26 protein-coding genes and 1 pseudogene are annotated in these 24189 nt (G+C 70.7%); 19 read left to right on the top strand and 8 right to left on the bottom strand.

Going from position 1 to position 24189, the window contains the following annotated elements:
* Positions 1 to 49 precede the first annotated feature (49 nt).
* On the bottom strand, positions 50 to 736 hold the full coding sequence (locus E9998_RS11415; RefSeq protein ID WP_030157516.1) for an IclR family transcriptional regulator: 687 nt from the start codon (positions 734 to 736) through the stop codon (positions 50 to 52).
* A 67-nt stretch (positions 737 to 803) separates the two neighbouring features.
* Between E9998_RS11415 and leuC the strand changes: the two genes are divergently transcribed.
* The 3 genes from leuC to E9998_RS26750 all read left to right on the top strand — a co-directional run bounded on the left by leuC (position 804) and on the right by E9998_RS26750 (position 3642).
* Entirely contained in the window at positions 804 to 2231 is a 1428-nt protein-coding gene (leuC, locus tag E9998_RS11410; RefSeq protein ID WP_136529815.1) for a 3-isopropylmalate dehydratase large subunit, read from the top strand.
* Between the two features lie 10 nt (positions 2232 to 2241).
* A complete protein-coding gene (gene leuD / locus E9998_RS11405) occupies positions 2242 to 2841 on the top strand; it encodes a 3-isopropylmalate dehydratase small subunit (RefSeq protein WP_136529814.1) in 600 nt (199 codons plus the stop codon).
* A gap of 240 nt (positions 2842 to 3081) precedes the next feature.
* Positions 3082 to 3642 carry an HU family DNA-binding protein gene (locus E9998_RS26750; protein WP_136529813.1) on the top strand — a complete coding sequence of 187 codons (561 nt, stop codon included), beginning with the start codon at positions 3082 to 3084 and terminating at the stop codon, positions 3640 to 3642.
* A gap of 145 nt (positions 3643 to 3787) precedes the next feature.
* On the opposite strand, the gene E9998_RS11395 is transcribed toward E9998_RS26750, so the two are convergent.
* From E9998_RS11395 to E9998_RS11380, 4 genes are all read right to left on the bottom strand, one after another.
* Positions 3788 to 5068: a D-arabinono-1,4-lactone oxidase gene (locus E9998_RS11395; RefSeq protein WP_136529812.1), complete on the bottom strand. Its 1281-nt coding sequence runs from the start codon at positions 5066 to 5068 to the stop codon at positions 3788 to 3790.
* 148 nt (positions 5069 to 5216) lie between these two features.
* Positions 5217 to 6125, bottom strand: a complete 909-nt coding sequence (locus tag E9998_RS11390; RefSeq protein WP_158299780.1) for an NUDIX domain-containing protein — start codon at positions 6123 to 6125, stop codon at positions 5217 to 5219.
* A 161-nt stretch (positions 6126 to 6286) separates the two neighbouring features.
* A complete protein-coding gene (locus tag E9998_RS11385; protein WP_136529890.1) occupies positions 6287 to 6496 on the bottom strand; it encodes a cold-shock protein in 210 nt (69 codons plus the stop codon).
* A gap of 102 nt (positions 6497 to 6598) precedes the next feature.
* Complete coding sequence (locus E9998_RS11380; protein ID WP_136529810.1) at positions 6599 to 6814, bottom strand: hypothetical protein; 216 nt, start codon at positions 6812 to 6814, stop codon at positions 6599 to 6601.
* Positions 6815 to 7207: 393 nt separating this feature from the next.
* Here E9998_RS11380 and E9998_RS11375 point away from each other — a divergent pair, with 393 nt between their 5' ends.
* The 12 genes and pseudogenes from E9998_RS11375 (at position 7208) to E9998_RS11320 (ending at position 16631) form a co-directional block, all read left to right on the top strand.
* Entirely contained in the window at positions 7208 to 8026 is an 819-nt protein-coding gene (locus E9998_RS11375; protein ID WP_204745392.1) for a lysophospholipid acyltransferase family protein, read from the top strand.
* Between the two features lie 11 nt (positions 8027 to 8037).
* On the top strand, positions 8038 to 9045 hold the full coding sequence (locus E9998_RS11370) for an NAD(P)H-dependent glycerol-3-phosphate dehydrogenase (RefSeq protein ID WP_136529888.1): 1008 nt from the start codon (positions 8038 to 8040) through the stop codon (positions 9043 to 9045).
* The gene (locus tag E9998_RS11365; RefSeq protein ID WP_136529809.1) at positions 9035 to 10111 is read left to right on the top strand and encodes a D-alanine--D-alanine ligase family protein; all 1077 of its coding nucleotides are present in this window, start codon (positions 9035 to 9037) and stop codon (positions 10109 to 10111) included. The genes E9998_RS11370 and E9998_RS11365 overlap by 11 nt, the downstream gene beginning before the upstream one ends.
* A gap of 183 nt (positions 10112 to 10294) precedes the next feature.
* Complete coding sequence (gene rpsD / locus E9998_RS11360) at positions 10295 to 10900, top strand: 30S ribosomal protein S4 (protein WP_136529808.1); 606 nt, start codon at positions 10295 to 10297, stop codon at positions 10898 to 10900.
* A gap of 315 nt (positions 10901 to 11215) precedes the next feature.
* Positions 11216 to 11437: a translation initiation factor IF-1 gene (infA, locus tag E9998_RS11355; protein ID WP_026929479.1), complete on the top strand. Its 222-nt coding sequence runs from the start codon at positions 11216 to 11218 to the stop codon at positions 11435 to 11437.
* A gap of 26 nt (positions 11438 to 11463) precedes the next feature.
* On the top strand, positions 11464 to 11580 hold the full coding sequence (rpmJ, locus tag E9998_RS11350; protein ID WP_091053360.1) for a 50S ribosomal protein L36: 117 nt from the start codon (positions 11464 to 11466) through the stop codon (positions 11578 to 11580).
* 166 nt (positions 11581 to 11746) lie between these two features.
* On the top strand, positions 11747 to 12121 hold the full coding sequence (rpsM, locus tag E9998_RS11345; protein ID WP_136529807.1) for a 30S ribosomal protein S13: 375 nt from the start codon (positions 11747 to 11749) through the stop codon (positions 12119 to 12121).
* A gap of 11 nt (positions 12122 to 12132) precedes the next feature.
* On the top strand, positions 12133 to 12531 hold the full coding sequence (gene rpsK / locus E9998_RS11340) for a 30S ribosomal protein S11 (RefSeq protein ID WP_136529806.1): 399 nt from the start codon (positions 12133 to 12135) through the stop codon (positions 12529 to 12531).
* A 118-nt stretch (positions 12532 to 12649) separates the two neighbouring features.
* Positions 12650 to 13696 carry a DNA-directed RNA polymerase subunit alpha gene (locus tag E9998_RS11335; RefSeq protein ID WP_030157550.1) on the top strand — a complete coding sequence of 349 codons (1047 nt, stop codon included), beginning with the start codon at positions 12650 to 12652 and terminating at the stop codon, positions 13694 to 13696.
* Between the two features lie 67 nt (positions 13697 to 13763).
* Positions 13764 to 14111: pseudogene (gene rplQ / locus E9998_RS11330) on the top strand (50S ribosomal protein L17); the annotation flags it as partial.
* A gap of 133 nt (positions 14112 to 14244) precedes the next feature.
* Entirely contained in the window at positions 14245 to 15060 is an 816-nt protein-coding gene (gene truA, locus E9998_RS11325) for a tRNA pseudouridine(38-40) synthase TruA (protein ID WP_136529804.1), read from the top strand.
* Between the two features lie 101 nt (positions 15061 to 15161).
* On the top strand, positions 15162 to 16631 hold the full coding sequence (locus E9998_RS11320; RefSeq protein WP_136529803.1) for a vWA domain-containing protein: 1470 nt from the start codon (positions 15162 to 15164) through the stop codon (positions 16629 to 16631).
* Positions 16632 to 16691: 60 nt separating this feature from the next.
* On the opposite strand, the gene E9998_RS11315 is transcribed toward E9998_RS11320, so the two are convergent.
* Entirely contained in the window at positions 16692 to 17087 is a 396-nt protein-coding gene (locus E9998_RS11315) for a RidA family protein (RefSeq protein ID WP_136529802.1), read from the bottom strand.
* Between the two features lie 103 nt (positions 17088 to 17190).
* Here E9998_RS11315 and E9998_RS11310 point away from each other — a divergent pair, with 103 nt between their 5' ends.
* The 3 genes from E9998_RS11310 (at position 17191) to E9998_RS11300 (ending at position 20968) form a co-directional block, all read left to right on the top strand.
* On the top strand, positions 17191 to 18150 hold the full coding sequence (locus E9998_RS11310) for a helix-turn-helix transcriptional regulator (protein ID WP_136529801.1): 960 nt from the start codon (positions 17191 to 17193) through the stop codon (positions 18148 to 18150).
* Between the two features lie 302 nt (positions 18151 to 18452).
* Positions 18453 to 19916, top strand: coding sequence for a cytochrome ubiquinol oxidase subunit I (locus E9998_RS11305; protein ID WP_204745390.1), 1464 nt, complete (start codon positions 18453 to 18455; stop codon positions 19914 to 19916).
* Positions 19916 to 20968 carry a cytochrome d ubiquinol oxidase subunit II gene (locus tag E9998_RS11300; RefSeq protein ID WP_136529886.1) on the top strand — a complete coding sequence of 351 codons (1053 nt, stop codon included), beginning with the start codon at positions 19916 to 19918 and terminating at the stop codon, positions 20966 to 20968. The genes E9998_RS11305 and E9998_RS11300 overlap by 1 nt, the downstream gene beginning before the upstream one ends.
* Positions 20969 to 21055: 87 nt before the next feature.
* Here the strand turns inward: E9998_RS11300 and E9998_RS25300 are convergent, their stop codons facing one another.
* On the bottom strand, positions 21056 to 22078 hold the full coding sequence (locus E9998_RS25300) for a proprotein convertase P-domain-containing protein (RefSeq protein WP_158299779.1): 1023 nt from the start codon (positions 22076 to 22078) through the stop codon (positions 21056 to 21058).
* A gap of 315 nt (positions 22079 to 22393) precedes the next feature.
* Positions 22394 to 23350, bottom strand: coding sequence for a hypothetical protein (locus E9998_RS11290; RefSeq protein ID WP_136529800.1), 957 nt, complete (start codon positions 23348 to 23350; stop codon positions 22394 to 22396).
* Positions 23351 to 23530: 180 nt separating this feature from the next.
* Between E9998_RS11290 and E9998_RS11285 the strand changes: the two genes are divergently transcribed.
* Positions 23531 to 24136, top strand: coding sequence for a class I SAM-dependent methyltransferase (locus E9998_RS11285; protein WP_204745388.1), 606 nt, complete (start codon positions 23531 to 23533; stop codon positions 24134 to 24136).
* Positions 24137 to 24189: the final 53 nt, after the last annotated feature.

The raw sequence follows: 24189 nt of genomic DNA, 5'->3' as shown, positions 1-24189 counted from the left end.
GCACGGAAGCGGCCCGGCGGCGGGCCGCCGGGCCGTGGGCTGGAAGGGATCAGAGACCGGAGAGCTTCTGCCCGGCGCGGATGACGGCCATGCCGAGGCGGTCGCCGGGGCGGCGCCCGAGACGCTCTATGGGGCCGGACACCGAGATCGCGGCGACGACGCGGCCGGTCTTGTCGCGCACCGGCGCGGAGACGCTGACCACACCGGGCTCGCGCTCGGCGACCGACTGCGCGAAGCCGCGGCGGCGGACCTCGGCGAGGGTCTTGGAGGAGAAGCGGCACTTGGGCAGGAGGGGCAGGATGCCCTCGGGGGGCTCCCAGGCGAGCAGCACCTGCGCGCCCGACCCCGCCGTCATCGGCAGGGCGGCGCCGACCGGGACGGTGTCGCGCAGGCCGGAGGCCCGCTCTGCGGCGGCGACGCACACGCGCTCGTCGGCCCGCCTGCGGTACAGCTGGGTCGACTCTCCCGTCTGGTCGCGCAGGAGGTTGAGCACCGGCTCGGCGGCGGAGAGGAGGACGTCGGCCGTCGACCCGGCGAGCTCGCCGAGCTTCGGGCCGGGACGCCAGCGACCTTCATGGTCGCGTTGCAGCATCTCGTGGGCTTCGAGGGCCTGCGCGAGCCGGTGGGCCGTGGCCCTGGGCAATCCGGTCTCGTGCACGAGTTCAGCCAGGCTGGCGCCGTTGGTGCAGGCCGTGAGGATGAGCACCGCCTTGTCAAGGACGCCGACTCCGCTGATAGTATTCGTTCTCACGAGCTGAACACTACCTCCCATATACCGAGAAGTCCAACGACTGGGAACAGAGATGTCACGTACACCACAAGAAGCTGAGGAAACGCGACCGCGCACCCTCGCCGAAAAGGTCTGGGACGCCCACGTGGTACGCACGGGCGGCCAACAGCCGGACCTGCTCTACATCGACCTCCACCTGCTGCACGAGGTGACGAGCCCCCAGGCCTTCGACGGCCTGCGGCAGGCCGGGCGCAAGGTCCGCCGGACCGATCTGACGATCGCGACCGAGGACCACAACACGCCCACCGACAACCTCTTCACCATCGCGGACCCGACCAGCCGCAAGCAGATCGAGACGCTCCGCGCCAACTGCGAGGAGTTCGGCGTCCGCATCCACTCGCTCGGCGACGCCGAGCAGGGCGTGGTCCACGTCGTGGGACCCCAGCTGGGACTCACCCAGCCGGGCATGACCGTCGTCTGCGGCGACTCCCACACCTCCACGCACGGCGCGTTCGGCTCGATCGCGTTCGGCATCGGCACCAGCGAGGTCGAGCACGTGCTCGCCACGCAGACCCTGCCGCAGGCGAAGCCGAAGTACATGGCCGTCACCGTCAACGGCTCGCTGCCCGAAGGCGTCTCCGCCAAGGACCTGATCCTCAAGATCATCTCCATCACCGGCACCGGCGGCGGCAAGGGCCACATCGTCGAGTACCGCGGCCAGGCCATCGAGGAGCTCTCGATGGAAGGTCGCATGACGGTGTGCAACATGTCGATCGAGTGGGGCGCCAAGGCCGGCCTCATCGCGCCCGACGCGAAGACCGCCGCCTACGTCCAGGGCCGCGCGCACGCGCCCAAGGGCGAGGACTGGGACGCCGCCGTCGAGTACTGGCAGAGCCTCACCACCGACGAGGGCGCCGTCTTCGACAAGGAGATCGTCATCGACGCGGCCTCCCTGAGCCCGTTCGTCACCTGGGGCACCAACCCCGGGCAGGGCATCGAGCTCTCCGGCGCGGTCCCCGCGCCCGAGGACTTCGCCGACCCGATCGAGCGCACCACCGCCGCGAGCGCCCTGACGTACATGGGCCTGGAGGCCGGCACGCCGATGCGCGACATCGACGTGGACGTGGTCTTCCTCGGCTCGTGCACCAACGGCCGCATCGAGGACCTGCGCACCGCCGCCGACGTCATCAAGGGCCGCAAGGTCGCCGACACCGTCAACATGATGGTCGTGCCCGGTTCCGCGAAGGTCCGCGAGCAGGCGATCGCCGAAGGCCTCGACCAGGTCTTCATCGACGCGGGCGCCGACTGGCGCTTCGCGGGCTGCTCGATGTGCCTGGGCATGAACCCCGACCAGCTGACGCCGGGCCAACGGGCCGCCTCGACCTCGAACCGCAACTTCGAGGGCCGCCAAGGCAAGGGCGGGCGCACCCACCTGGTCAGCCCGGCCGTCGCCGCGGCCACCGCCGTCACCGGACGCCTCGCCAGCCCGGCCGACCTGTAGGAGAGGGCACATGGACAAGTTCACGACCCACACCGGCAGCGCCGCCCCGCTGCGCCGCTCGAACGTCGACACCGACCAGATCATCCCGGCCGTCTACCTCAAGCGGGTCACCAAGACCGGCTTCGAGGACGGGCTGTTCGCCGAGTGGCGCGAGGACGAGGCGTTCCTGCTCAACCAGGAGGCGTACAAGGACGCCACGATCCTGGTCACCGGCACCGAGTTCGGCACCGGCTCCTCGCGCGAGCACGCCGTCTGGGCCCTGAAGGACTACGGGTTCAAGGCGGTCGTCGCCCCGCGCTTCGGCGACATCTTCCGCGGCAACTCGCTCAAGAACGGTCTGTTGACTGTGGAGCTGCCCGAGGCGGCCGTCGAGGAGCTCTGGACCCTCAGCGAGACCGACCCGACCGCCGAGATCACCGTGGACCTGGTCGAGTGCGAAGTCCGTGCGGGGGACCGTACCTGGGGCTTCGAGTTCGACGAGTTCCTGCGCTGGCGCATGATGGAGGGCCTCGACGACGTGGCGCTGACACTGCGCGACGAGGACAAGATCGCGGCCTTCGAATCGAACCGGGACGCTTGGCGGCCTAGGACTCTCCCCGCGGCGGTCTAGCGTCCGCATTCCGATCCAGTTAGCCCTCACGTACGGAGCCGGTGGCGTCGCCACCGGCTCCAGGCGTGTTCGGGTCCCTCCCAACGGGGTTGCGAGCGTCGATTTCGGGCACCCGAATAAAAATTCCTTGCGACACAAGGGGTCGATTTTCGCGGAAACAGTTGCGTTCGCTTTCGAAACGTCATAACGTGCGCTTAACAAGCTGGTATGGCTCCAGAACTTATCGGGAGGGTAGGACTCGTGAACAAGGCAGAGTTCGTTGATCGGATCGCCGCTCGCACTGGCGACCGGGCCGCCGCGAAAGAAGTCGTGGATGTGGCGATCGACGAGATACAGCGCGCGGTGGTGAAAGGGGAGAAAGTCTCCTTCGCCGGTTTCGGCGTCTTCGAGAAGCGCCAGCGCGCCGCTCGCATGGCCCGCAACCCGCGCACCGGTGACGCGGTGAAGGTCAAGAAGACCGTGGTCCCGGCGTTCCGCCCGGGTACCGGCTTCAAGGAGCTGGTGACCGGCAAGCGCAAGGCGACCAAGGCCGCACCTGCCTCGAAGAAGGCCGCGCCCGCCAAGAAGGCCGCCGCGAAGAAGACCACGGCCAAGAAGACGGCCGCCAAGAAGACCGCGCGGGCCGCCTCCACGGCGACCCGCTCGACCGCCACGAGCCGCGTGGCGGCCAAGAAGACCGCGGCGAAGAAGACGGTGGCCAAGAAGGCCTCCACCGCGAAGAAGGCCGTGCGCAAGACCGCGGCGAAGCCCGCCGCGAAGAAGACCGCGGCCAAGAAGGCCACGAAGCGCGGACGTAGCTGATGCCGTGCCCCGATACGGTTCGGGGCACGGTGGAGCACCCGTCCGACACGCACGGGGAAGAGGGCATTCAGGAGCCGCCTGAATGCCCTCGTCGCTTTCCGCGGCGCGGCGGGGTCCCGGCCGCGCGCCCGGGCGGCGCGAGTCGCTAAAGCGCGGCGCCGCCGACGACGGCGGTGGAGAAGTGATTGGCGAACTTCCCCTCTGGATCGACACGTTCGCGCAGTTTCTCGAAGTCGCCCATTCGTGGATAACGCGAACGGACTTCGCCAATCGGCATTGAAAACAATTTGCCCCAATGGGGCCGCGCCGCGAACGGCGCGAGTGCGGTTTCGACCGCGAGCATCGCCGGGCGCACCGCCTCGACGTCACTCACCCAAGTGAAATGCAGACCGACCGTGTCGCGCCCGTACGCCGGCGACAGCCACAGGTCGTCCCCCGCCATCGTCCGGATCTCGCTGATCTGCGTGACCGGGGCGAGCAGCCGCCCGATCCCCGCCAGCGCCTCGATCGCCGCCGGGGCGTCCGCGCGGTCGATCAGGTACTCCGACTGGAGCTCGTCCCCGGCGCTCGGCGTGAACTCGGGCCTGAAGTGCGCCAGTCGCTCCAGCCACGGCCCCGTCTGGCCCTGCTGGACCGTGCACGCGGCCGGGTCCACGCCCGGGACCGGGTGGCGCGGCCCGTCCGCCAGCGGGGCGCCGTACCAGTTCGCCTTCGGGAACGGGTGCGACTGGTCGGCCGTGCGCTGCTTGACCCAGAACTGGAACGCCGGCTCGGCCCCCCACGCGGTGAACAGGCTCGTGCTGTACGCCGCCGAGGTCAGCTCGTCGAAGTGGTCCACGACCGCCTCGTAGGTCAGGCCGTCGTAGACGTACTGGCGCATCTCGAAGCCCGCCAGGAGGTCCAGCGTCACCGTGTGCACGACCCCGAGCGCGCCCAGGTGGACCACCGAGCCGGGGAAGTCCTCGTCGCCGCGCGCGACCGTGCGCAGTTCGCCGTCGGGGCCGATGAACTCGATCGCCGCCACGGCGGTCGCGAGGTTCCCGTTGGCGTCGCCCGAGCCGTGCGTGCCCGTGGCGATCGAGCCCGCGACCGAGATGTGCGGCAGCGACGCGAGGTTGTGCAGCGCGAAGCCGGCCCGGTGGACGGCCGCGCCCAAGCGCGCGTAGGTGAGCCAGCCCGAGGCGGTCACGGTGCCGTCGAGGGCCGAGATCCGCACGTCCGGCTCGATGCCGGTGAGCGAGAGCATGACCGCGTCGGTGTCGGCGATCGTGTTGAACGAGTGGCCCGACCCCAGCACCCGCACGCGCGGGGCCGCGGCGACGGCCGCCCTGGCCTCGTCGAGCGTCGCGGGCTGCTCGAAGCTGCTGGGGGAGAAGCGGATGTTCCCGGCCCAGTTGCGAAGGTCGGTGCTGGCGCGGTCCGGCACGGGTGCCTACCTCCTTGTGCGCGCACGACGGCGCTCGAATCCGATGGCGGACGCAACCCTAGCGCGCGAAAACGCCTTCAGAGCGCCCGCCAGGGCCCGTACGCAGCCGCGCCGCCCCCGAAGCCCCCCGACGGACCCGCGAAGGCGCTCAGAGCCGTTCGAGCCCGATGAGCCGCTGGCCCGACAGGGACAGCACCCACGCCTCCCCGGCCCGCGTCGACACGTCCGGGACCTCCAGGCCGTCCTCGTCGGCCAGGATCGCCACCGTGTCGCACACGACCTCCGGCTCGGCGCACACGATCGCCGCCCCGCCCCCGCCCGCCAGCTCCCGCACCTGGACGCCCGTGCGCAGCGGATTGCGGCCGTGCGCTTCGGCGTCGAAGGTCGAATCGCCGCTCAGCGTGCACCGCACCGCGTGCGCGACCGGCTCCACGGTCTGCACGCTCGCCCGGCCGGTCGCGCTGTAGGCCCGGTCCGGCTGGTACAGCGACGTCAGCGCCGCCAGCCGCACCGCCTGGTCCCGGCCCCGATCGCTCAGCGGGCGCGTCACCTCCGGCCCGTCCCAGGACGCCTCGACCTCCGCCGGGGCCGCCAGGATCACCGTCGCCGTCACTGCCGGGAGCGACGCGAACGCCTTGAGCACCTCCTGGTCCCGCGGACGCGTCAGCGCCGCACGGGCCTCCGAGAGCGTCAGCCAGCGCCGCTCGCCGATCTCCTCGTCCGCGGTGAAGCCCGCCTCGGGCTTCTCGGTGCGCATCGACCAGTAGTCGACCCACTTGAGCACGTCGCCCGCCGGATTGGGGAGCACGTACGAAGGGCGGCACAGCCACATCTGCGGGATGACCGGGATGCCGGTCTCCTCTTCGACCTCGCGGCAGGCCGCCGTCAGCGGATGCTCGCCGGGGTCGAGCTTGCCCTTCGGCAGCGACCAGTTCCCGACCTGGGGCCGCCACACCGCGACCAGTTCCACCAGCCCGCGTTCGCCGTTGCGCCACAACAGGCCGCCGGCCGCGGCCACGTGCCGCCGCGCCCCGCTCGTCGATGCAGTCCCGCTCACGCTCATACCGTACTGTGACTCACCCAATCGCGGGAACCTCGCCACTCGTGCGGAGGACGCCGATGCCGTATGGGGACAGCCCATTACGGGCCGAACCGCGACGAAACGCCCCCGCTCCCTCAGGCGCGCATGGTCAAGCCCGCATGGTCAGGCCGGCATGGTCAAGCGTGCATGGTGACGATGCGGACGGCGACCACCGCGCCCGCCTCGTCGCATTCGAAGGCGACGCGCTGGCCGGGGCGCAGCAGGCGCAGCCCGGAGACGTCGAAGGCCGCCGCGTCGAAAGCGATGCGGCGGCCCGCGTTGTCGGTGCCGTCGAGGACGATCACGCCGGAGCGGTCCTCGTTGAAGGTCGCGATGGTGCCCTGCATGGTCTCAGCTTGGACCATCGGGGGCCGATCCGCCAGGGGCGCGGCCGCATCGGCGCGGGGAACGGCGATGCCGCGGCCGGGCGGGCCGCGGCACCGGGGGGACTACTTGCGGATCTGGCGGCGTTCGCCGCCGCCAACGGCCTTGTAGCCCTTGTAGCCGAGGAAGATGAGGCCGCCGACGACGGCGACGACGAGGGCGAGCTTGATGAGGAAGCCGAGCGTCGCGAACACCAGGCTGATGACGGTCGCCACGAGCCAGATCGCGACGATCGCGCCGCCGAACATGGCCGCGAGCCAGCCGAAGAGACGCCAGTTCATGTCATTCACTCCGAGTCGGGTCGGGATTCGCGCCGGCGAGGCGGTCGGCGCGCTAGATGTCATTGTGACTCTATGATGACATCATAGCTGGGGCGGCGCAACCCCGGCGTCCCGCGCCCCGCCCGCCCGGAGTCGCCGACCGCGCGGCGCGTACCTGGGAGTTCACTTGGCGTATACCGCGACCCCGGAACGGGGAGTCAAACCCCACCCTTTGCTTCCCGTCGCCCGACCGGGCCGGGGCGGGCGTTAGAGTGCAATGCACTGACGATCCCGTACACAACGGCACAGGCTGAGCCGACGGACGGCTCTCGCGCGTCGCCCGGCCCTCCCGCGGCCCGCCGCGCGGGAACGCCCCGCGCCCGCACCGGCCCCGCCGAGAAAGAGAGCCACCAGGTGACCGAGCCGACGCCCGAGGCGCAGTACACCTTCCGCCGCCGCGGCGGCGACGCCCTCTCCGCGTTCATCCAGGTCTGCGGCAACCTCGTGAAGGGCGGGATGCTCCTCCTCTCCAAGCGCGAGTGGAGCGGCATGGAGCACGTCCCCCTCACCGGGCCGGCGATCCTGGTCTGGAACCACTACTCGGACATCGACCCGCTCGTGGTCGCCCACTACGTGTGGAACGCCGGACGCCACCCCCGCTTCCTGCTCAAGGAGTCGATCCTGCGGATTCCGGTGGTGGGCCCCGTGGTCGGGCGCACCGGGCAGATCCCGGTCAAGCGCGGCAGCGCCGACGCCGCCGACGCCGTGCGCGTCCTCGCCGACGAGCTGCGCATGGGTCACGTCGTCATCATGTCCCCCGAGGGCACGGTCACCAAGGAGCCGAACCACTGGCCCATGAAGGGCAAGACCGGCGTCGCCCGTCTGGCCCTGGAGACCGGCGCGCCCGTGATCCCGATCGTCCAATGGGGAGCGCTCGCGATCCACGACCGCGGCCGCAGCCCCAAGTTCAAGTTCGGCCGCAAGCCCGTGACCGTCCGCGCCCTGCCCGCCGTCGACCTCGACCGGTGGCGCACGGCGCCGACCGAGGGCTCCGGGGCCGTCCCCGGCGCCGAGGTCCCCCGCGAGACCCTCGCCGCGGTCACCGACCGCATCATGGAGTCCCTGCGCGACGGCCTCGCCGAGATCCGCGGCGAGACCGCCCCCGAGCTGTTCGACCCCCGCCGCCGGCGTTCCGAGGACCGGGACCGCGAAGAAAGCGAGCCGACCGAGTGAGAGCAGCCGTGATGGGCGCCGGTTCCTGGGGGACCGTGTTCGCCAAGATCCTCGCCGACGCCGGGACGCCCGTGACGTTGTGGGCCAGGCGGGAGGCCGTCGCCGAGGCGGTCGCCGCCCGCCACCGCAACCCCGACTACTACCCCGACATCGAGCTGCCCGCGCTCGTCTCGGCCACGACCGACGCGGCCGAGGCCCTGCGCGGCGCCGACCTCGTCGTCCTGTCGGTGCCCAGCCAGACCCTGCGCGGCAACCTCGCCGACTGGTCGGACCACCTGGAGCCCACCGCGACCCTCCTGAGCCTCATGAAGGGCATCGAGCTCGGGTCGACCGCGCGCATGACCGAGGTCATCGCCGAGGTCACCGGCGCCCCGCAGTCGCGCATCGCGGTCCTGTCGGGCCCCAACCTCGCCCGCGAGATCGCCGAGGAGCAGCCCACGGCCTCGGTCGTGGCGTGCATCGACCACGGCCGGGCCGTGGACGTCCAGAAGGCCGTCACCACCGCGTACTTCCGCCCGTACACGAACACCGACGTGGTCGGCTGCGAGCTCGGCGGCGCGGTCAAGAACGTCATCGCCCTCGCCTACGGCATGGCCGCCGGCATGGGCATGGGCGACAACACCAAGGCCACCATCATCACCCGCGGCCTCGCCGAGACCACCCGCCTGGGCCTGCGCCTGGGCGCCGACCCGGCCACGTTCGCCGGGCTCGCCGGGCTCGGCGACCTGGTCGCCACCTGCTCCTCCCCGCTGTCGCGGAACCACACCTTCGGTGAACAGCTCGGTCTCGGGGCAACCCTCGAAGAGGCCGCGCGCGTCACCAAGCAGACCGCCGAGGGCGTCAAGAGCTGCCGGTCCATCACCGACCTCGCAGGCAAGGTCGGCGTGGAGATGCCGATCTGCGACGCCGTCGAGCGGGTCTGCCACGAGGGACTCGACCCCAGAGCCGCGGTCGCCCTGCTCATGGGACGCGAGACCAAACCAGAAACCGACAGTTTGAGGTCCGACAATGCACGATGACAGCTCCGCGAAACCGACCGTCGCCGTCTTCTTCGGCGGGCGCAGCGTCGAGCAGCCCGTCTCCGCCGCCTCCGGCTCCGGGGTCGCCAAGGCGCTCCGCGACCGCGGCTACGAGGTGACCTCCATCGGCATCACGCGCGCCGGCGAGTGGGTCGAGCTGCCCTCGGACGCCGCGTTCGCGATCGAGTCCGCGGGCTCGCTGCCCGAGGTCACCGCCGAGGTCGGCAAGTCCGTCGCCGTGGACCTCGGCCCCGGCGCGCGCCCGATCGCCGACGTCCTCTTCCCGGTCCTGCACGGGCCCTACGGCGAGGACGGCACCATCCAGGGCCTGTTCGAGATGGCCGGGGTCCCCTACGTGGGCTCGGGCGTGCTCTCCAGCTCCCTGTGCATGGACAAGGAGTTCAGCAAGCGACTGCTGGCCGCCGAGGGGATTCCCCAGGGCGCCTTCGCGGTCCTCAAGCCGGGGGAGGAGCTCGACGCCGAGGCGGTCGTGGCGAAGCTCGGCCTGCCGATCTTCGTCAAGCCCGCCCGCGCCGGCTCCAGCCTGGGCATCAGCCGCGCCAAGTCGGCCGAGGAGCTCGCCGACGCGGTCGCCAAGGCCCGCGAGGTCGACGAGAAGGTCGTCTTCGAGGCCTCCTTCATGAACGTGCGCGAGATCGAGATGGGCGTCCTGGAGACCCTCGACGGCGACCTCGACGTGACCTTCCCGCTCGAAGTGCTCGCCAAGGGCGAGGACGGCTGGTTCGACTTCGACGCGAAGTACCTCGACAACCCCGAGCCGTTCGACCTGCACCCGGACTACCCCGAGGGCGTGGCCGCGCAGGCGCAGGCCCTCGCCCGCAAGGTCTTCCGGCTCCTGGACTGCCGCGACCTCGCCCGCGTCGACTGCTTCCTCGGCGAGGACGGCGTGGTGTACCTCAACGAGGTGAACACCATGCCGGGCATGACGCCGATGAGCGGCGTCCCGCAGGCCTTCGCCGCCGCCGGGACCTCCTACGGCGACCTCGTGGAGCGCCTGGTCACTCTCGCGGCGGCCCGGGTGGGCGACGCGAAGGACGGCAAGTAACCTAGACCCGAGCTCTGTACCCCGTGACGGGGTGCGAAGCGACCGCATCACCGTGTGCGCGCCAGCCCCAGGGGACACCCAGGTGCATAGCTGAGCGCGCTACACTCACGCGTTTCTGCCGGTCAGGGACGCAATCTGCCTCGGATCTCCTTCGAGGCGACGCATGAATTACTGGAGAGATCATTGCAAGCTAAGGCGAAAGTCAAGCTTTCCCGATCCCTCGGCATCGCTCTGACGCCGAAGGCCGCCAAGTACATGGAGCGCCGTCCCTACCCTCCGGGGCAGCACGGCCGCGGCCGCAAGAAGGAATCGGACTACAAGAACCAGCTGGTCGAGAAGCAGCGTCTGCGCGCCCAGTACAACATCTCCGAGCGCCAGCTGCGGAACGCCTACGCCGAGGCCGTGCGCCGCACGGGCAAGACCGGTGAGAACCTGGTCAGCCTGCTCGAATCCCGCCTGGACGCCTTCGTGCTCCGCGCCGGCTTCGCCCGCACGATCTACCAGGCCCGGCAGTTCGTCAACCACGGTCACTTCACCGTGAACGGCCGCAAGGTCGACATCGCCTCCTACCGGCTCAAGGCCGGCGACTTCGTGCAGGTCCGCAAGAAGTCCCGCGCCACCACGCCGTTCCAGCTCGCCGCCGCCGGCGCGTGGGCGGGCGAGGTCACCCCGGCCTACATCGAGTCGCACCTCGAAGGCCTCATCGCCCGTTTCCTGGCGGTGCCCGAGCGCAAGCAGATCCCCGTGATCTGCGACGAGCAGCTCATCGTCGAGTACTACTCGAAGTAACAAGCCTGAGCAAGCAGGAGACGCCGCCTCGGACCTTCGGGCTACCGGGAAAGCCGGGGCGGCGTCCCCGCTCGCGATTCGAGTGCCCTCTGTCACGGTCAACCCCCTGGTAGGCGGTATGCGAGCGCGAGTAGACTCGCCCAGTGGTGCAGTGCGCCCCCTGACGGGGCGCCGGGCGCTCCGGTCTCCGGACGCCGCAGGCGTAGCGCGGCACCGTTCCTTCGCCCTCCCGAACCATCGGGTCGGCGTGCCAGTAGCTCCGGGCCCGTCACGGGCGCGGGGTTTTCAGACCGAGTTGTCACGGTAGCGGAGGCTATGCCGAAAAAAGACGGTGCCATCGAGATTGAGGGCAAGGTCGTGGAGTCCCTCCCGAACGCCATGTTCCGGGTGGAATTGACCAACGGCCACAAAGTGCTCGCCCACATCAGCGGCAAGATGCGCCAGAACTACATCCGGATCCTCCCCGAGGACCGGGTCGTGGTCGAGCTCTCGCCGTACGACCTGTCGCGCGGGCGGATTGTCTACCGTTACCGCTGACCTGACGACTACATGAAGTAGGACTCGTGAAAGTCAAGCCGAGCGTCAAAGTGATCTGCAAGAACTGCCGCGTGATCCGCAGGCACGGACGAGTGATGATTATCTGCTCGTCCGACCCGCGTCACAAGCAGCGTCAGGGTTAAGCAGCTCATACGCCCAAGAAAGGCCCCAATAGGGGAAGCCGCCGCCGGTGCTCCGGCACAACCCTCGGCTCGGAGGCCGAGGCTCGCATCGCCCATCAGGGCAGGGGTTCAGACCCCGGCGGGAAGGCAGCGGTCAGACCTCCGACAACGCTAGGAGTATGCCTGCATGGCACGCCTGGTCGGAGTCGACCTCCCGCGCGACAAGCGCCTGGAGATCGCACTCACCTACATTTACGGCATCGGCCGCACGCGCTCGCTCGAGACGATCGCGGCGACCGGCCTCGACCGCGACAAGCGGGTCAAGGACCTCACCGACGAAGAGATGGTGCAGCTCCGCAACTACATCGAGGAGCACTTCCAGGTCGAGGGCGACCTGCGCCGCGAGGTGCAGGCCGACATTCGCCGCAAGATCGAGATCAACTGCTACCAGGGTCTCCGTCACCGCTACGGCCTTCCGGTCCACGGTCAGCGGACCAAGACCAACGCCCGTACTCGCAAGGGTCCGAAGAAGACCGTCGCGGGCAAGAAGAAGGCACGTTAGGAGACCAGCAGATGCCACCGAAGACTCGCGGCGGTTCCAAGAACCCGCGCGCCAAGAAGAAGAACGTGCCCCACGGGCACGCCCACATCAAGAGCACCTTCAACAACACCATCGTGTCGATCACCGACCCGACCGGTGCCGTGATCGCCTGGGCCTCCTCCGGCCAGGTCGGTTTCAAGGGCTCGCGCAAGTCGACCCCGTACGCCGCGCAGATGGCCGCCGAGGCCGCCGCCCGCCGTGCGATGGACAACGGCATGCGCAAGGTCGACGTCTACGTCAAGGGCCCCGGCTCCGGCCGCGAGACCGCGATCCGCTCCCTCCAGGCCGTCGGCCTCGAGGTCGGCTCGATCAACGACGTGACGCCCCAGCCGCACAACGGCTGCCGTCCGCCCAAGCGCCGCCGCGTCTAGGGCGACACCGAAGCGGAGCCGGGGCGGCGCTTTCGAGCGCCGCCGCGGCGAGGCCTCACCGAATCCAAGCGTTTCAGGCGTCAAATAGCGGGCGCCCCGAACAAAGGACACCATCGCAATGCTCATCACCCAGCGGCCCACGCTCACCGAGCAGCAGATCAGCCCGACCCGATCCAAGTTCACCATCGAACCCCTGGAGCCCGGTTTCGGCTACACGCTCGGCAACTCGCTGCGGCGCACCCTGCTGTCGTCCATTCCGGGCGCGGCGGTCACGTCGATCAAGATCGACGGCGTCCTGCACGAGTTCTCCACCATCCCCGGCGTGAAAGAAGACGTCGTCGAACTGGTGCTGAACGTCAAGCAGATCTGCGTCTCCTCGGAGAGCGACGAGCCGGCCACCATGTACCTGCGCAAGGAAGGCCCCGGCGAGGTCCTCGCCGGCGACATCCAGCCGCCCGCCGGCGTGCAGGTCCACAACCCCGAACTCAAGCTCGCGACCCTCAATTCCAAGGGCCGCATCGACATGGAGTTCGTGGTCGAGCGCGGCCGAGGCTACGTCTCGTCGCCGGCCAACAAGGGCGAGACCAACGAGATCGGCCGCATCCCGGTCGACTCGATCTACTCGCCCGTGCTCAAGGTGGCCTACTCCGTCGACGCCACGCGCGTCGAGCAGCGCACCGACTTCGACAAGCTCACCGTCGACGTCGAGTCCAAGCCGTCCACCACGCCGCGCACCGCGCTGGCGTCGGCCGGCTCCACCCTGGTGGAGCTGTTCGGCCTGTACCGCGAGCTCGACACCGAGGCCGAGGGCATCGACGTCGGGCCCAGCCCGGCCGACCAGCAGCTGGCCGCCGATCTGGCCCTGCCGATCGAGGACCTGGACATGACCGTCCGCTCCTACAACTGCCTCAAGCGCGAGGGCGTCAACACCGTCGGCGAACTCATCAACCGCACCGAGGCCGACCTGCTCGACATCCGCAACTTCGGGCAGAAGTCGATCGACGAGGTCAAGATGAAGCTCGCGGGCATGGGCCTGAGCCTCAAGGACTCCCCCGGCACCTTCGACCCGAGCGAGGCCGCAGTGGCCTACGGCGGGTCGCCGGTCGCCGAGTCCGACGAGTACGAGGACGACGGCGAGGACCTCCGCGAGACCGAGCAGCTCTAAGAGCCGCGTGAATACGGCGGTCGGTTCCGTAAGACGGTCGGCCGTGTCAAACCAAGAGGAGTAAGAAATGCCTAAGCCCACCAAGGGCCCGCGCCTGGGCGGTTCCCCGGCGCACGAGAAGCTCATGCTCTCGGGCCTCGCGGCCTCCCTGTTCGAGCACGGCAGCATCACCACGACGCTGACCAAGGCCCGCCGCCTGCGTCCCTACGCTGAAAAGCTGATCACGCACGGCAAGAAGGGCACGCTGCACCACCGCCGCCTGGCGCTGGCCAAGCTGCGCAACAAGGACGCCACGAACGACCTGTTCGAGCAGGTCGCCCCGCGCTTCGCCGCCCGCGAGGGCGGCTACACCCGGATCATCAAGGCCGGGAACCGCAAGGGCGACAACGCGCCGATGGCGATCATCGAGCTCGTCGACTAGGACGCCGCCGGGCCGCGAGGCCCGCCGGCTCCATCAGTCAGCACCGCGCGCAGGGCCTCGGCCTTGCGCGCGGTTTCGCTTTCCGGACAAGCGGTCCCAGAGGATCGGGCACAGGGTGGAGGAACGGGTGGAGGACAGCACGCGGCTGCGGCTCGGCGTCGCCTACGACGGGGCCGAGTTCAACGGCTGGGCTCTGCAACCGGGGCTGCGGACCGTCGCCTCCGAGGTCATCCGCGCCCTGGAGATCCTCTTCGGCGAGATCGAGGGCTTCACCGTCGCCGGGCGCACCGACGCGGGCGTCCACGCGACCGGCCAGATCGTCCACGTCGACGTGCCGACCGTGAAATGGGAGGCCCTGCGCGACCGCCTCGTGTGGCGCCTGCGCGGCATCCTCCCGCCCGACGTGCGCGTCACCGCCGCCGAGGCCGTCGACCCGTCCTTCAACGCCCGCTTCGCGGCGCGGTGGCGCCGCTACCGCTACCGGGTCGCCGACGCGACCTGGGGCGTCAACCCCCTCCGGCGCCTCGACACCCTCGCCTGGCCCCGCCCCCTCGACGTCGAGCGGATGCACGCCGCGAGCCAGGCGCTCCTCGGCGAGCACGACTTCGTCGGCTTCTGCAAGCAGCGCGAGGGCGCCACGACCATCCGCGAACTCAAGCAGTACGACTGGGCCCGCGACGAGGACGGCATCGCCGTCGCCACCGTCCGCGCCGACGCCTTCTGCCACTCCATGGTCCGCAGCCTCGTCGGCGCCTCCCTCGCCGTCGGGGACGGCCGCCGCGACGAGGCCTGGCTCGCCGCCATCCTCACCCACGGCGAACGCGCCAACGACGTCCACGTCGTCGGCCCCCACGGCCTCACCCTCGTCGAGGTCTCCTACTCCGACGACCCCGCCGACTGGCGCGCCCGCATCGACCAGACCCGCCGCCTCCGCACCCTCTGAGGTACCGGTTCGCTCACCGGGCCGTCACGGTTCGGCCACGGCGGGAACCGGAGCGGGTCGGGCGCAGTCTCATGGTGGACGACGTGAGAAGGGACCCCTCCATGAGACGCCTGACGAAGATCGGGATCGCGGCCCTGTTGCTGCCGCTCGCCGCCTGTTCCGGACCGAGCGGCGACGCCGGGAGCGGCGAGGCGCAGGCGCTGACCGAGGACTACGCCGCCTCGCCCGCCGAGCCGGGGAGCGAGGAGGGCTACGCGCCCAACGGGCCGGTGTCGCCCGAGGACGACCCCGAGTCGACCTTCGCGGTCGACGTGGACACCGCCTCCTACGACTACGCCCGCCGCTCGCTCGGCGACGGCGCGCTGCCACCGGTCGACCAGGTCCGGCCCGAGGAGTTCGTGAACTACTTCGACCAGGGCTACGCGGAGCCGGACGGGAACGGCTTCGCGCTCACCGTGGACGGCGCCGAACTGCCCGACTGGTACGAGTCCGGCGACGCCACCCACCTGATGCGCGTGGGCCTCCAGACCAGGACCGCCGACGACGCCGACCGCAAGGACGTGAACCTGACCTTCGTCATCGACGTGTCCGGCTCGATGGAACAGGACGACCGGATCGGCATCGTGCGCGACTCCCTGCACCTCCTCGTCGACCAGCTGCGGCCCACCGACGCCGTCGCGATCGTCACCTACGAGACCGAGTCCGACCTCCTCCAGGGCATGACCGAGGTCGGCGACGGCGAGGAACTCCACGACGCGATCGACGACCTCGACGCCCGCGGCTCCACCAACATGGAAGCGGGCCTTGAGGACGGCTACGAACTCGCGGGCGAGGCCTACGACTCGGGCCGCGACAACCGCGTCATCCTGCTCTCCGACGGGGAGGCCAACGTCGGCATCACCGAGCACGACGCGATGCTCGAATCGCTCGGCGACGCCGTCGCCGGAGGGATCACGCTCCTCACCGTCGGCGTCGGCGACTCCTACAACCAGGAGATGCTGGAGCAGCTCGCCGACAACGGCGACGGCTGGGCCGTCTACTTCGCGACCGCCACCGAGGCCGAGCGCGTGTTCTCCGAACGCCTGACCTCGACCCTCGGCGTGACGGCCCGAGACGCGAAGATCCAGGTCACCTTCGACCCGGCCACGGTCGCCGAATACCGGCTCATCGGCTTCGAGAACCGCGCCATCGCCGACGAGGACTTCGAGGACGACGGCGTCGACGGCGGCGAAGTCGGGCCCGGCCACTCCGTCACCGCCCTGTACGCCCTCGCCCTCACCGGCGAGGACGGCGAACTCGCCACCGTCGACGTCCGCTGGCAGGACCCCGAGACCGAGGAGACCGGCACCGCCACCGCCGACCTGCACGCCGCGGCCTTCGGCGAGAGCGCCCTGCCGAGCCTGCACGTGGACCTCGTGGCGGCCGCGTTCGCCGAAGTCCTGCGCGGCAGCGCCGACTTCGACTGCGAAGCCGTCCTCCCCGCCGCCGCCGACCTCGCCGCGACCACCGAGGACCCCGACGTCGAGGAACTGGCCGAACTCATCGCCGCCGCCACCGACCTCGGCGTCTAGTTTTCGCAAGCCCCGCAAGGGCCCCGGCGCGACGCGCCGGGGCCCTTCGATCATCGGAGGCTACGCCACCGCCGTCCCCTCGATCTCGACCATGAGGCCCGGCACCGCCAGGCGCGCGACGCCGAGGAGCGTCGAGGCCGGGGCCACGCCCGCCTCGGCGAGGCGGGCCGCGAGCGGGCCGTAGTGGCGCAGGAGCAGGTCGACGTCGGTGGTGTAGACGTTGAGCCGCACCAGGTTCGACATCGACATCCCGGCGCCGTCGAGGACCGCCTCCAGGTTCCGGATGCTCAGCGCGAGCTGCGCCTCCATGTCGTCCACGTGGACGGGAGCGCCGTCGGCTCCCGTCGAGGTCTGGCCGGCGCAGTAGAGGGTGCGGGTGTGCCCCTCCACGAGCTCGCCCTGGTTGAAGCCCAACGCCTTCGACCACTGGACGGGGTTGACCGCCGTTCGTTCCATCATCGGTTCCCTTCGAATCCGCGCGGCCGGAGGGCCGCGGCGCCATCGAGCTTCGCAGCGAATCACGACATCTTGTGTCAGGTATTGCGGATAGATTCTCCTCATGCGCGCCGACCGCCTCGTCTCCCTGGTCCTCCTGCTGCGTCAGCGCGGCCGCCTCACCGCCGAGACCCTCGCGGCGGAGCTGGAGGTCTCCACGCGCACGGTGCTGCGCGACATCGAGGCGCTCTCGGCGGCGGGCGTCCCGGTCTACGCCGAGCGGGGCCGCCACGGCGGTTTCGCGCTGCTCCCCGGTTTTCGCACCGAGCTCACCGGGCTCAACCGCGACGAGGCGCTGGCGCTGCTGACGGGCAGGGGCGGGCAGGCGTTCGGGCTCGGGCCCGCGCTCGCCTCGGCGATGCGCAAGGTCGTGGACGCGCTGCCCGAGGGCCACCGGGCGGCCGCGAGCGACGCGACGCAGCGGTTCCTGGTCGAACCGGCGGCCGACCTGCTCTCGCGCAGGCGCGAGACCGAGGACCTGCCGGCCGCAGTGGTCGCCGAGGTGCGCCGGGCCGTCCTCGAAGGGCGGCGGCTCCGGTTGCTGTACGCGGCGGTCGGGCAGGAGGCGCAGTGGCGCACCGTGGACCCGATCGGCCTGGTCACCGTGCGCGACAAGGCGTATCTGCTGGCGACGCGTTCGGGCGCGGACCGCACGTACCGGCTCGCGCGCGTCTCCGGCGCCGAGGCGCTCCCCGAGTCCGCAGTGCGCCCGGACCGGGTCGACCTCGACCGGATCTGGGCCGAGCGCTCCGAGCGGTTCCTCTCCGGCGGCGAGCACCTGACCGTGGCGCTGCGCGTGGACCCGGCGAGGCGCGAGGAGCTGCTGGACACGTCGCTGGCCGTGCGCGCGGCACGGGACGCCGACGGCGGCTCGGTGCTGGAGGCGACGTTCCACGATGCGCGCCATGCGGAGTGGGCGCTGTGGCGCCTAGGTCTCGACGCGGAGGTCCTCGCCCCGTCTTCGCTCCGGCTGGCACTGCGGGACATGGCGACGGCGATGGCCGCACGCTACGCGGAACCGTGAGCGCCGCGTCGAGTGTTTTCGGGTGTGGCGGGCCTTGTCCGCGTAGCGCACGCGCGGGCCTTGTTGCGGCGGAGTGCTCCGCGGCCGAGCCGATTGGAGTAGCTCACGGCGCGCTTCAGCGGCCCGCCGCCGAAATTGAGCGCCGCCGTCCCGCCCGAGGCGCTGCGCGGGCGAAGCCGCAGGGTCCGGTGCCTTTTCGCTGGTCCAAACGTTTTTGAACACGTTCGATCCGGTCGTCCCGGCTCTTGTGAAAGCATTCACAAGAGCGTTGATCCGGACGTTCGGGCACGTAGCTTCAAACCATGGACGCAACCCAGCTCCTCGCCCAGACCGCCGACGCGGTCGCCGCCGCCGACCCCGCGGGCCTCATGCCCGCCCGCCAGCAGATGGCGCTCTCGCTCGGCTGGCACATCATCCTCGCCTGCTTCGGCGTCGCCTTCCCCGCGATCATCTTCGCGATGCACCTGCGCGGCATCGTCAAGCAGGACCAGGTCGCGCTCGGCCTCGCCAAGCGCTGGGGCAAGGCCTCGGCCGTGCTCTTCGCGATCGGCGCCGTCTCCGGCACCGTCCTCAGCTTCGAGATGGGCCTCCTGTGGCCCGGCCTCATGGGCACCTTCGGCGACGTCCTCGGACTCCCCTTCGCCTTCGAAGGGCTCGCCTTCTTCCTCGAAGCGATCTTCCTCGGCATCTACCTGTACGGCTGGGGCCGCATGCCCCAGAAGCTCCTCCTGCTCATGGTGGTGCCCATGGCGATCACCGGCGTCATCGGCACCTACTGCGTGCTCGCCGTCAACGCCTGGATGAACGCCCCGGTCGGCTTCGACATCGTCGGCGGCGAAGTGGTCGACATCGAACCCTGGGCCGTCCTGTTCAACCAGCACGCGTTCCTCGCCTTCGCGCACATGTGGCTCGCCGCCTACATGGTCGCCGGGTTCTCCATCGCCGCCGTCTACGCCGCCGGGATGCTCAAGGGCCGCCGCGACCGCCACCACCGCCTCGGCTTCATGGTGCCCTTCGCGTTCGCCACCATCGCCGCCCTCGCCCAGCCCGTCGCCGGGCACTTCCTCGGCCACGACCTCGCCGAGCGCCAGCCCGCCAAACTCGCCGCCTTCGAATTCGCCGACGAGACCGCCGACGGCGCCACGCCTCTCACCATCGGCGGGATCTACATCGACGGCGAAGTCAAGTGGGCCATAGAGATCCCCTACCTCAGCTCGATCGCCTCGCTCAACTCCTTCACCGAACCCGTGCCCGGCCTCGACCAGTTCGACGAGGCCGACGAACCGCCGGTGAACTTCACGCACTACGCCTTCCAGACCATGATCGGCATCGGCTTCCTCCTCCTCGGCGCCGTCCTGCTCTTCTGGTTCATGCGCCGCCGCAAGGTGGACCTGCTCCAGAACCGGTGGTTCCTGCGCTTCGCCGCCGTCTCGGGCCTCCTCGCCGTCACTGCCATGGAAGCGGGCTGGATCGCCACCGAAGTGGGACGCCAACCGTGGATCGTCTACGGCGTCATGCGCACCACCGAGGCCGCCGCCGACCACTCGGGAGCCCTTTGGGGCGTCTACGGCGCCTCCGTACTCCTGTACGGCGGCATGAGCATCGGCGCGATCGTCATCCTCCGTTCGATGGCCCGGCGCTGGCGCGACGGCGCCGCCGACCTGCCCAGCCCCTACGGCCCGCGCTCGCCGCTCGCCGACCCCGACGCCACTGTCCGGGACTCCACTGTCCGGGACTGTGGCGACGAACTGGAGGACGCGCGATGATGACCCTCGAATTCGCCGTCGCGGCGGCCCTGTTCGCCGGGGTCCTGTGCTACGCCGTCCTCGGCGGCGCCGACTTCGGATCGGGCTTCCACGACCTCACCGCGGGCGGCAGCCGCCGCGGCGCCCCGCTGCGCACCCTCATCGACCACAGCATCGGGCCCGTCTGGGAGGCCAACCACGTCTGGCTCATCTACGTGCTCGTCATGTGGTGGACCGGATTCCCCGAGTCCTTCGCCGCCGCCATGACCACCCTCTACGTGCCGCTCGTCCTCGCGCTCGGCGGCATCGTCCTGCGCGGCGCCAGCTTCGCCTTCCGCAAGTACAGCGAGACGCTCTGGCAGGCGCGCCTGTTCGGCGTCGTCTTCGCGACCTCCTCGGTCCTCGCCCCGTTCTTCCTGGGCACCATCGCCGGAGCGCTCGCCTCGGGCCGCGTCCCGGCCGGCGGGAACGGCGACCCGTGGACCTCATGGCTCGCACCGACCCCGCTGTTCACCGGCGCGATCTCGGTGGGCACCTGCGCCTTCCTCGCCGGGACCTTCCTGACCGCCGACGCCGCCCGGCGCGGGCAGGACGCGCTGGCCGCGCGCCTGCGCGTGCGCTCGCTCGTCGTCGGCGCGGTGACCGGCGCCGTCGTGTTCGCCGCGCTCATCCCGATCGAACGCGACGCGCCGACGCTGTGGGAGGGCCTGACGAGCCGGGCCCTGCCCGTGGCCGCGCTCTCGGCCCTCGGCGGGATCGCGACGCTGATCCTGCTGTGGCGCGGGCGGTTCGGGATTGCGCGGCTGACCGCCGTGGTCGCGGTGGCTGCCGTCATGGCCGGCTGGGGTGTCGGGCAGTACCCGTGGGTCCTGGTCGACCAGGTGTCGATCCACGAGGGGGCGGGCGCCCCGGCGACCCTCCAGGGGCTGCTCGTCGCGGTCGGCATCGCGGCGCTCATCGTGGCGCCCGCGCTCGGCTACCTGTTCTACCTCACCCAGTCGCCGCAGTGGAACGGTGCGGCCGAGCCCGCCAAGCCCGCGACCGTCCATTGGAGCCGCCGACTCGAAGGTTGACGGCATCAGCCATAGTGGAGCCTGCGGTGGATGAAAAGGGGGGCCGGGCGCTGCGGCGCCCGGCCCTCCGTGGCGTTTCGGCGCCCGCTAGATCGCGAGGGACCAGCTGTTCAGCGTCCCACTGGAGCCGCCCGAGTAGGTGTCGGTGACCCGCAGGGTCCATGTGCCCGAACGCGACTCGCTCGACAGGTTCGCGGTGTACGTCGCGTTGACGTTCGCCGTGGTCGAGGAGCTCGCGGCCTTGAGCGTGTAGGTCGACCCGTCCGGGGCGACGAGCGCGATGGCGATGTCGCCGCTGTACGGGTGCGTGACGTTGACGCTCACCGAACTCGACGAGGACGCGCTCCCGGTGCACGACAGGCTGATCGTCGAGTTCAGCGGCGTGCCCTCGGGTACGGCCGCCGCGGTGGTCTTCGCGCCGGTGCAGCCGGTCGGCGTGCCGCCGGAGGAGCCGCAGTAGTTCGTCAGGTGCGACTGGAGCGCGCTCTTCTCGGCCGAGTCCACCGTCAGGTCGTACAGGGACTTGACGTGGATCCAGGCCTTGACGTAGTCGCACCGCACGGAGGCGTTGGAGGGCATCCACTCCGCGGGGTCGTAGTCGCTCTTGGAGCTGTTCGCCGAGGTCGTGGCGATCCACAGCTGCGGCGAGTTGATGTCGTTGGCGAATGCCTGGCGCTGGGCGGTCGTCCACGACCACGCGCCGGAGGCCCACGCCTCGGAGAGCGCCACGACGTGGTCGATGGTGGCGTTGGAGACGGTGCTCGTCCACACGTTGTCGAAGTCGGACTGCCACGAGCCGGAGTCGGGCTGGCAGTCGGAGCCGGTGACGACGTTGCTGCCGTCGCGCTTGAGCACGTACTGGCGCGCGGTGCACCCGCCGCCGACGCTCACCCAGTGCGGGAACAGGTCCCGGTCGTAGGAGGAGCCGTGGGATTCGGCGGCGACGGTCAGGCCGTTGAGCTCCGACTGCGCGGTGGAGGTCGACGGGATGCCCGGCGGGCGGACCGCCTGGGCGGGGGCGGCGTCGACCGCGAGCAGGGCGACGACGGTCAGCGCGGCGGCGGCGAGCGCCGCCAGAGCGCGGCGGGCGTGGAGGGTCCATGGAGACATGTGCAGCTCCTGAGGGAGGTGTCGGGGAACCGGTCGTGCGGGGAGGGCCGACAGGGAACGGGTCATCGACCTGCATCGATCAAAACATGGGATCATGGGCTAGGGCAAGAGATGCGGACAAATATTCACACGTACGACATCAACCGGTAGGCCCCTATCGCCCGAAAAGTCGCCACGCGGTCGGGGGATCGCCTGCGATGCAGGGGAGTCCGACGGCGGCAAGGGGTGACGGCGCGACCATTAGTGTCCACTATGGTCGTCGCTCGGTCGCTCGGTCGCTCGGTCGCCCCGGGCCTCGACGGCTCCCGGCTCACGTCACTGAATGTCGCGGCGCGGCTTCAACTGGTCCACGAACCACACGTCGACCAGATCGCCCACGATGGCCCGCACCGGCTCGCCCGCGTCCTCGATCGCCTCGCCGTCGGTGCGGCCGATGACCACGTACATCAGATAGTGGCCGTACGTGTTGTACCCGACCATCGTCGCGGCCCTGCCCAGCTCGGCGGCCTCGCCGTCGGTCCGCAGGGCCGCGAAGCCGCCCTCCAGGCCCGCGTCGATCGCCGCGCGCATCGCCTCGGACTCGTCGGCGTCGGCCAGGTTGAGCACGCCCGCCGTCGCGGCGTACTCGCCGTCGGGGCTCACCACTGTCGCGCGCACCGTCTGCGTGCAGTCGGCCGCCGCCAGCAGCTCGGCCAACTCGTCGAGACCCGCCTCCGCGCAGTCGGTCAGCTCCTCGGCGTCGAGCACCTCGTAAGCCCCCGCCGCGCCCGCCGGGGCGATCGCGCCCGAACCGAACAGCTCCGCTACCGAGATCGGCTCGGCGTCCGTCTCGCGGCTCGCGATCGGGTCCACCACATCCGGAGCACCCGAAGTCGCGTCCATAGAGGACGCATCCTCGGGCGTGCCGTTCGACGCCGACTGGTCCGGATCGCCACCGCGCAGGACGATGAACGCCCCCGCCGCGCACGCCGCCGCCACCGCCAGCGCGCTGACCACCGCCAAGGCGACCAGCCACCACTTCGTGCGCCGCCGCGCCTTCTGCGCCGCGCGCCGCAGCGGCCGCGACGCGTGGAGGTGCTCCAGCTGCGCCTCCAACTCCACCTCCGCGGAGCGGTCGACCGCCGTCGTCGCCTGATCCGGGCCGAACCGCACCGTGGGCGCCTGCGAGCGGGCGCCCTCGTCGTACTCCGACCAGTCGAATCCCGGATCGGTCTGGTTTCGGCGCCCCTGCGTCTGCTGCGGGACACCGAAGGGGGACGGGCCATGTGCCATGGAGGCAGCTTAGACCCGCTACGGGCCGAAACCGGTGCATGATCCCCCGGGAGAAGGACGGCCGCCGCCGCAGGCGGCACCGGGCGGAACGCCCGTGGCGGAAGGGGCGCGGGAGGCGCCCGCGTCTCTCCGCGCCGATCCGCCGACCCCGCCGCCCCGCGGCAGGCGACAATAGCGGATGTGTCCGACCAGCCAGAGCACTACTTCAGCGAGCAGCCCGCCGTCGACGACCGCGAGCGCACCATCGGGTTCGAACTCGACGGCGTGACCTACGAGTTGACGACCTCCACCGGGGTGTTCTCCGGGAGCAGGCTCGACCCCGGCACCGGCGTCCTCCTGCACAAGGTCGTCCCGCCCGAGACCGCCGGGACCTTCCTCGACCTCGGCTGCGGGTACGGCCCCATCAGCGCCGTGCTCGCCCAACGCGCCGACGCCGAGGTGTGGGCCGTCGACGTGAACCGCCGCGCCCTCGACCTGACCCGCCGCAACACCGAGAAGTCCCCCGGGACGGTCCACACCGCCGTGCCCGAGGACGTCCCGGCCGACCTGCGCTTCGACGAGATCTGGTCGAACCCGCCCATCAAGGTCGGCAAGGAGGCCCTCCACGAGCTCCTCGACACGTGGCTGCCGCGCCTCAAGGACGGCGGCGTCGCGTGGCTCGTCGTCTCCAAGCACCTCGGCTCGGACTCGTTGGCGCGCTGGCTTTCCGAGCGCGGCTGGGTCGTGGACAAGCACGCGAGCGCGAAGGGCTACCGGGTCCTGCGGGTCGACCGCGCCGAGGCCTAGGGTCTGGTCCGCGTCGGTGCGCTGCCCTACGATGAGGTGGCGAACCCGCGCCC

The organism is Glycomyces paridis (assembly GCF_004912155.1).
GTDB classification, from domain to species: Bacteria; Actinomycetota; Actinomycetes; order Mycobacteriales; family Micromonosporaceae; genus Glycomyces; species Glycomyces paridis.
The sequence above is the reverse complement of the archived record's forward strand: the minus strand, read 5'-3'. Positions and strand labels throughout refer to the sequence as shown.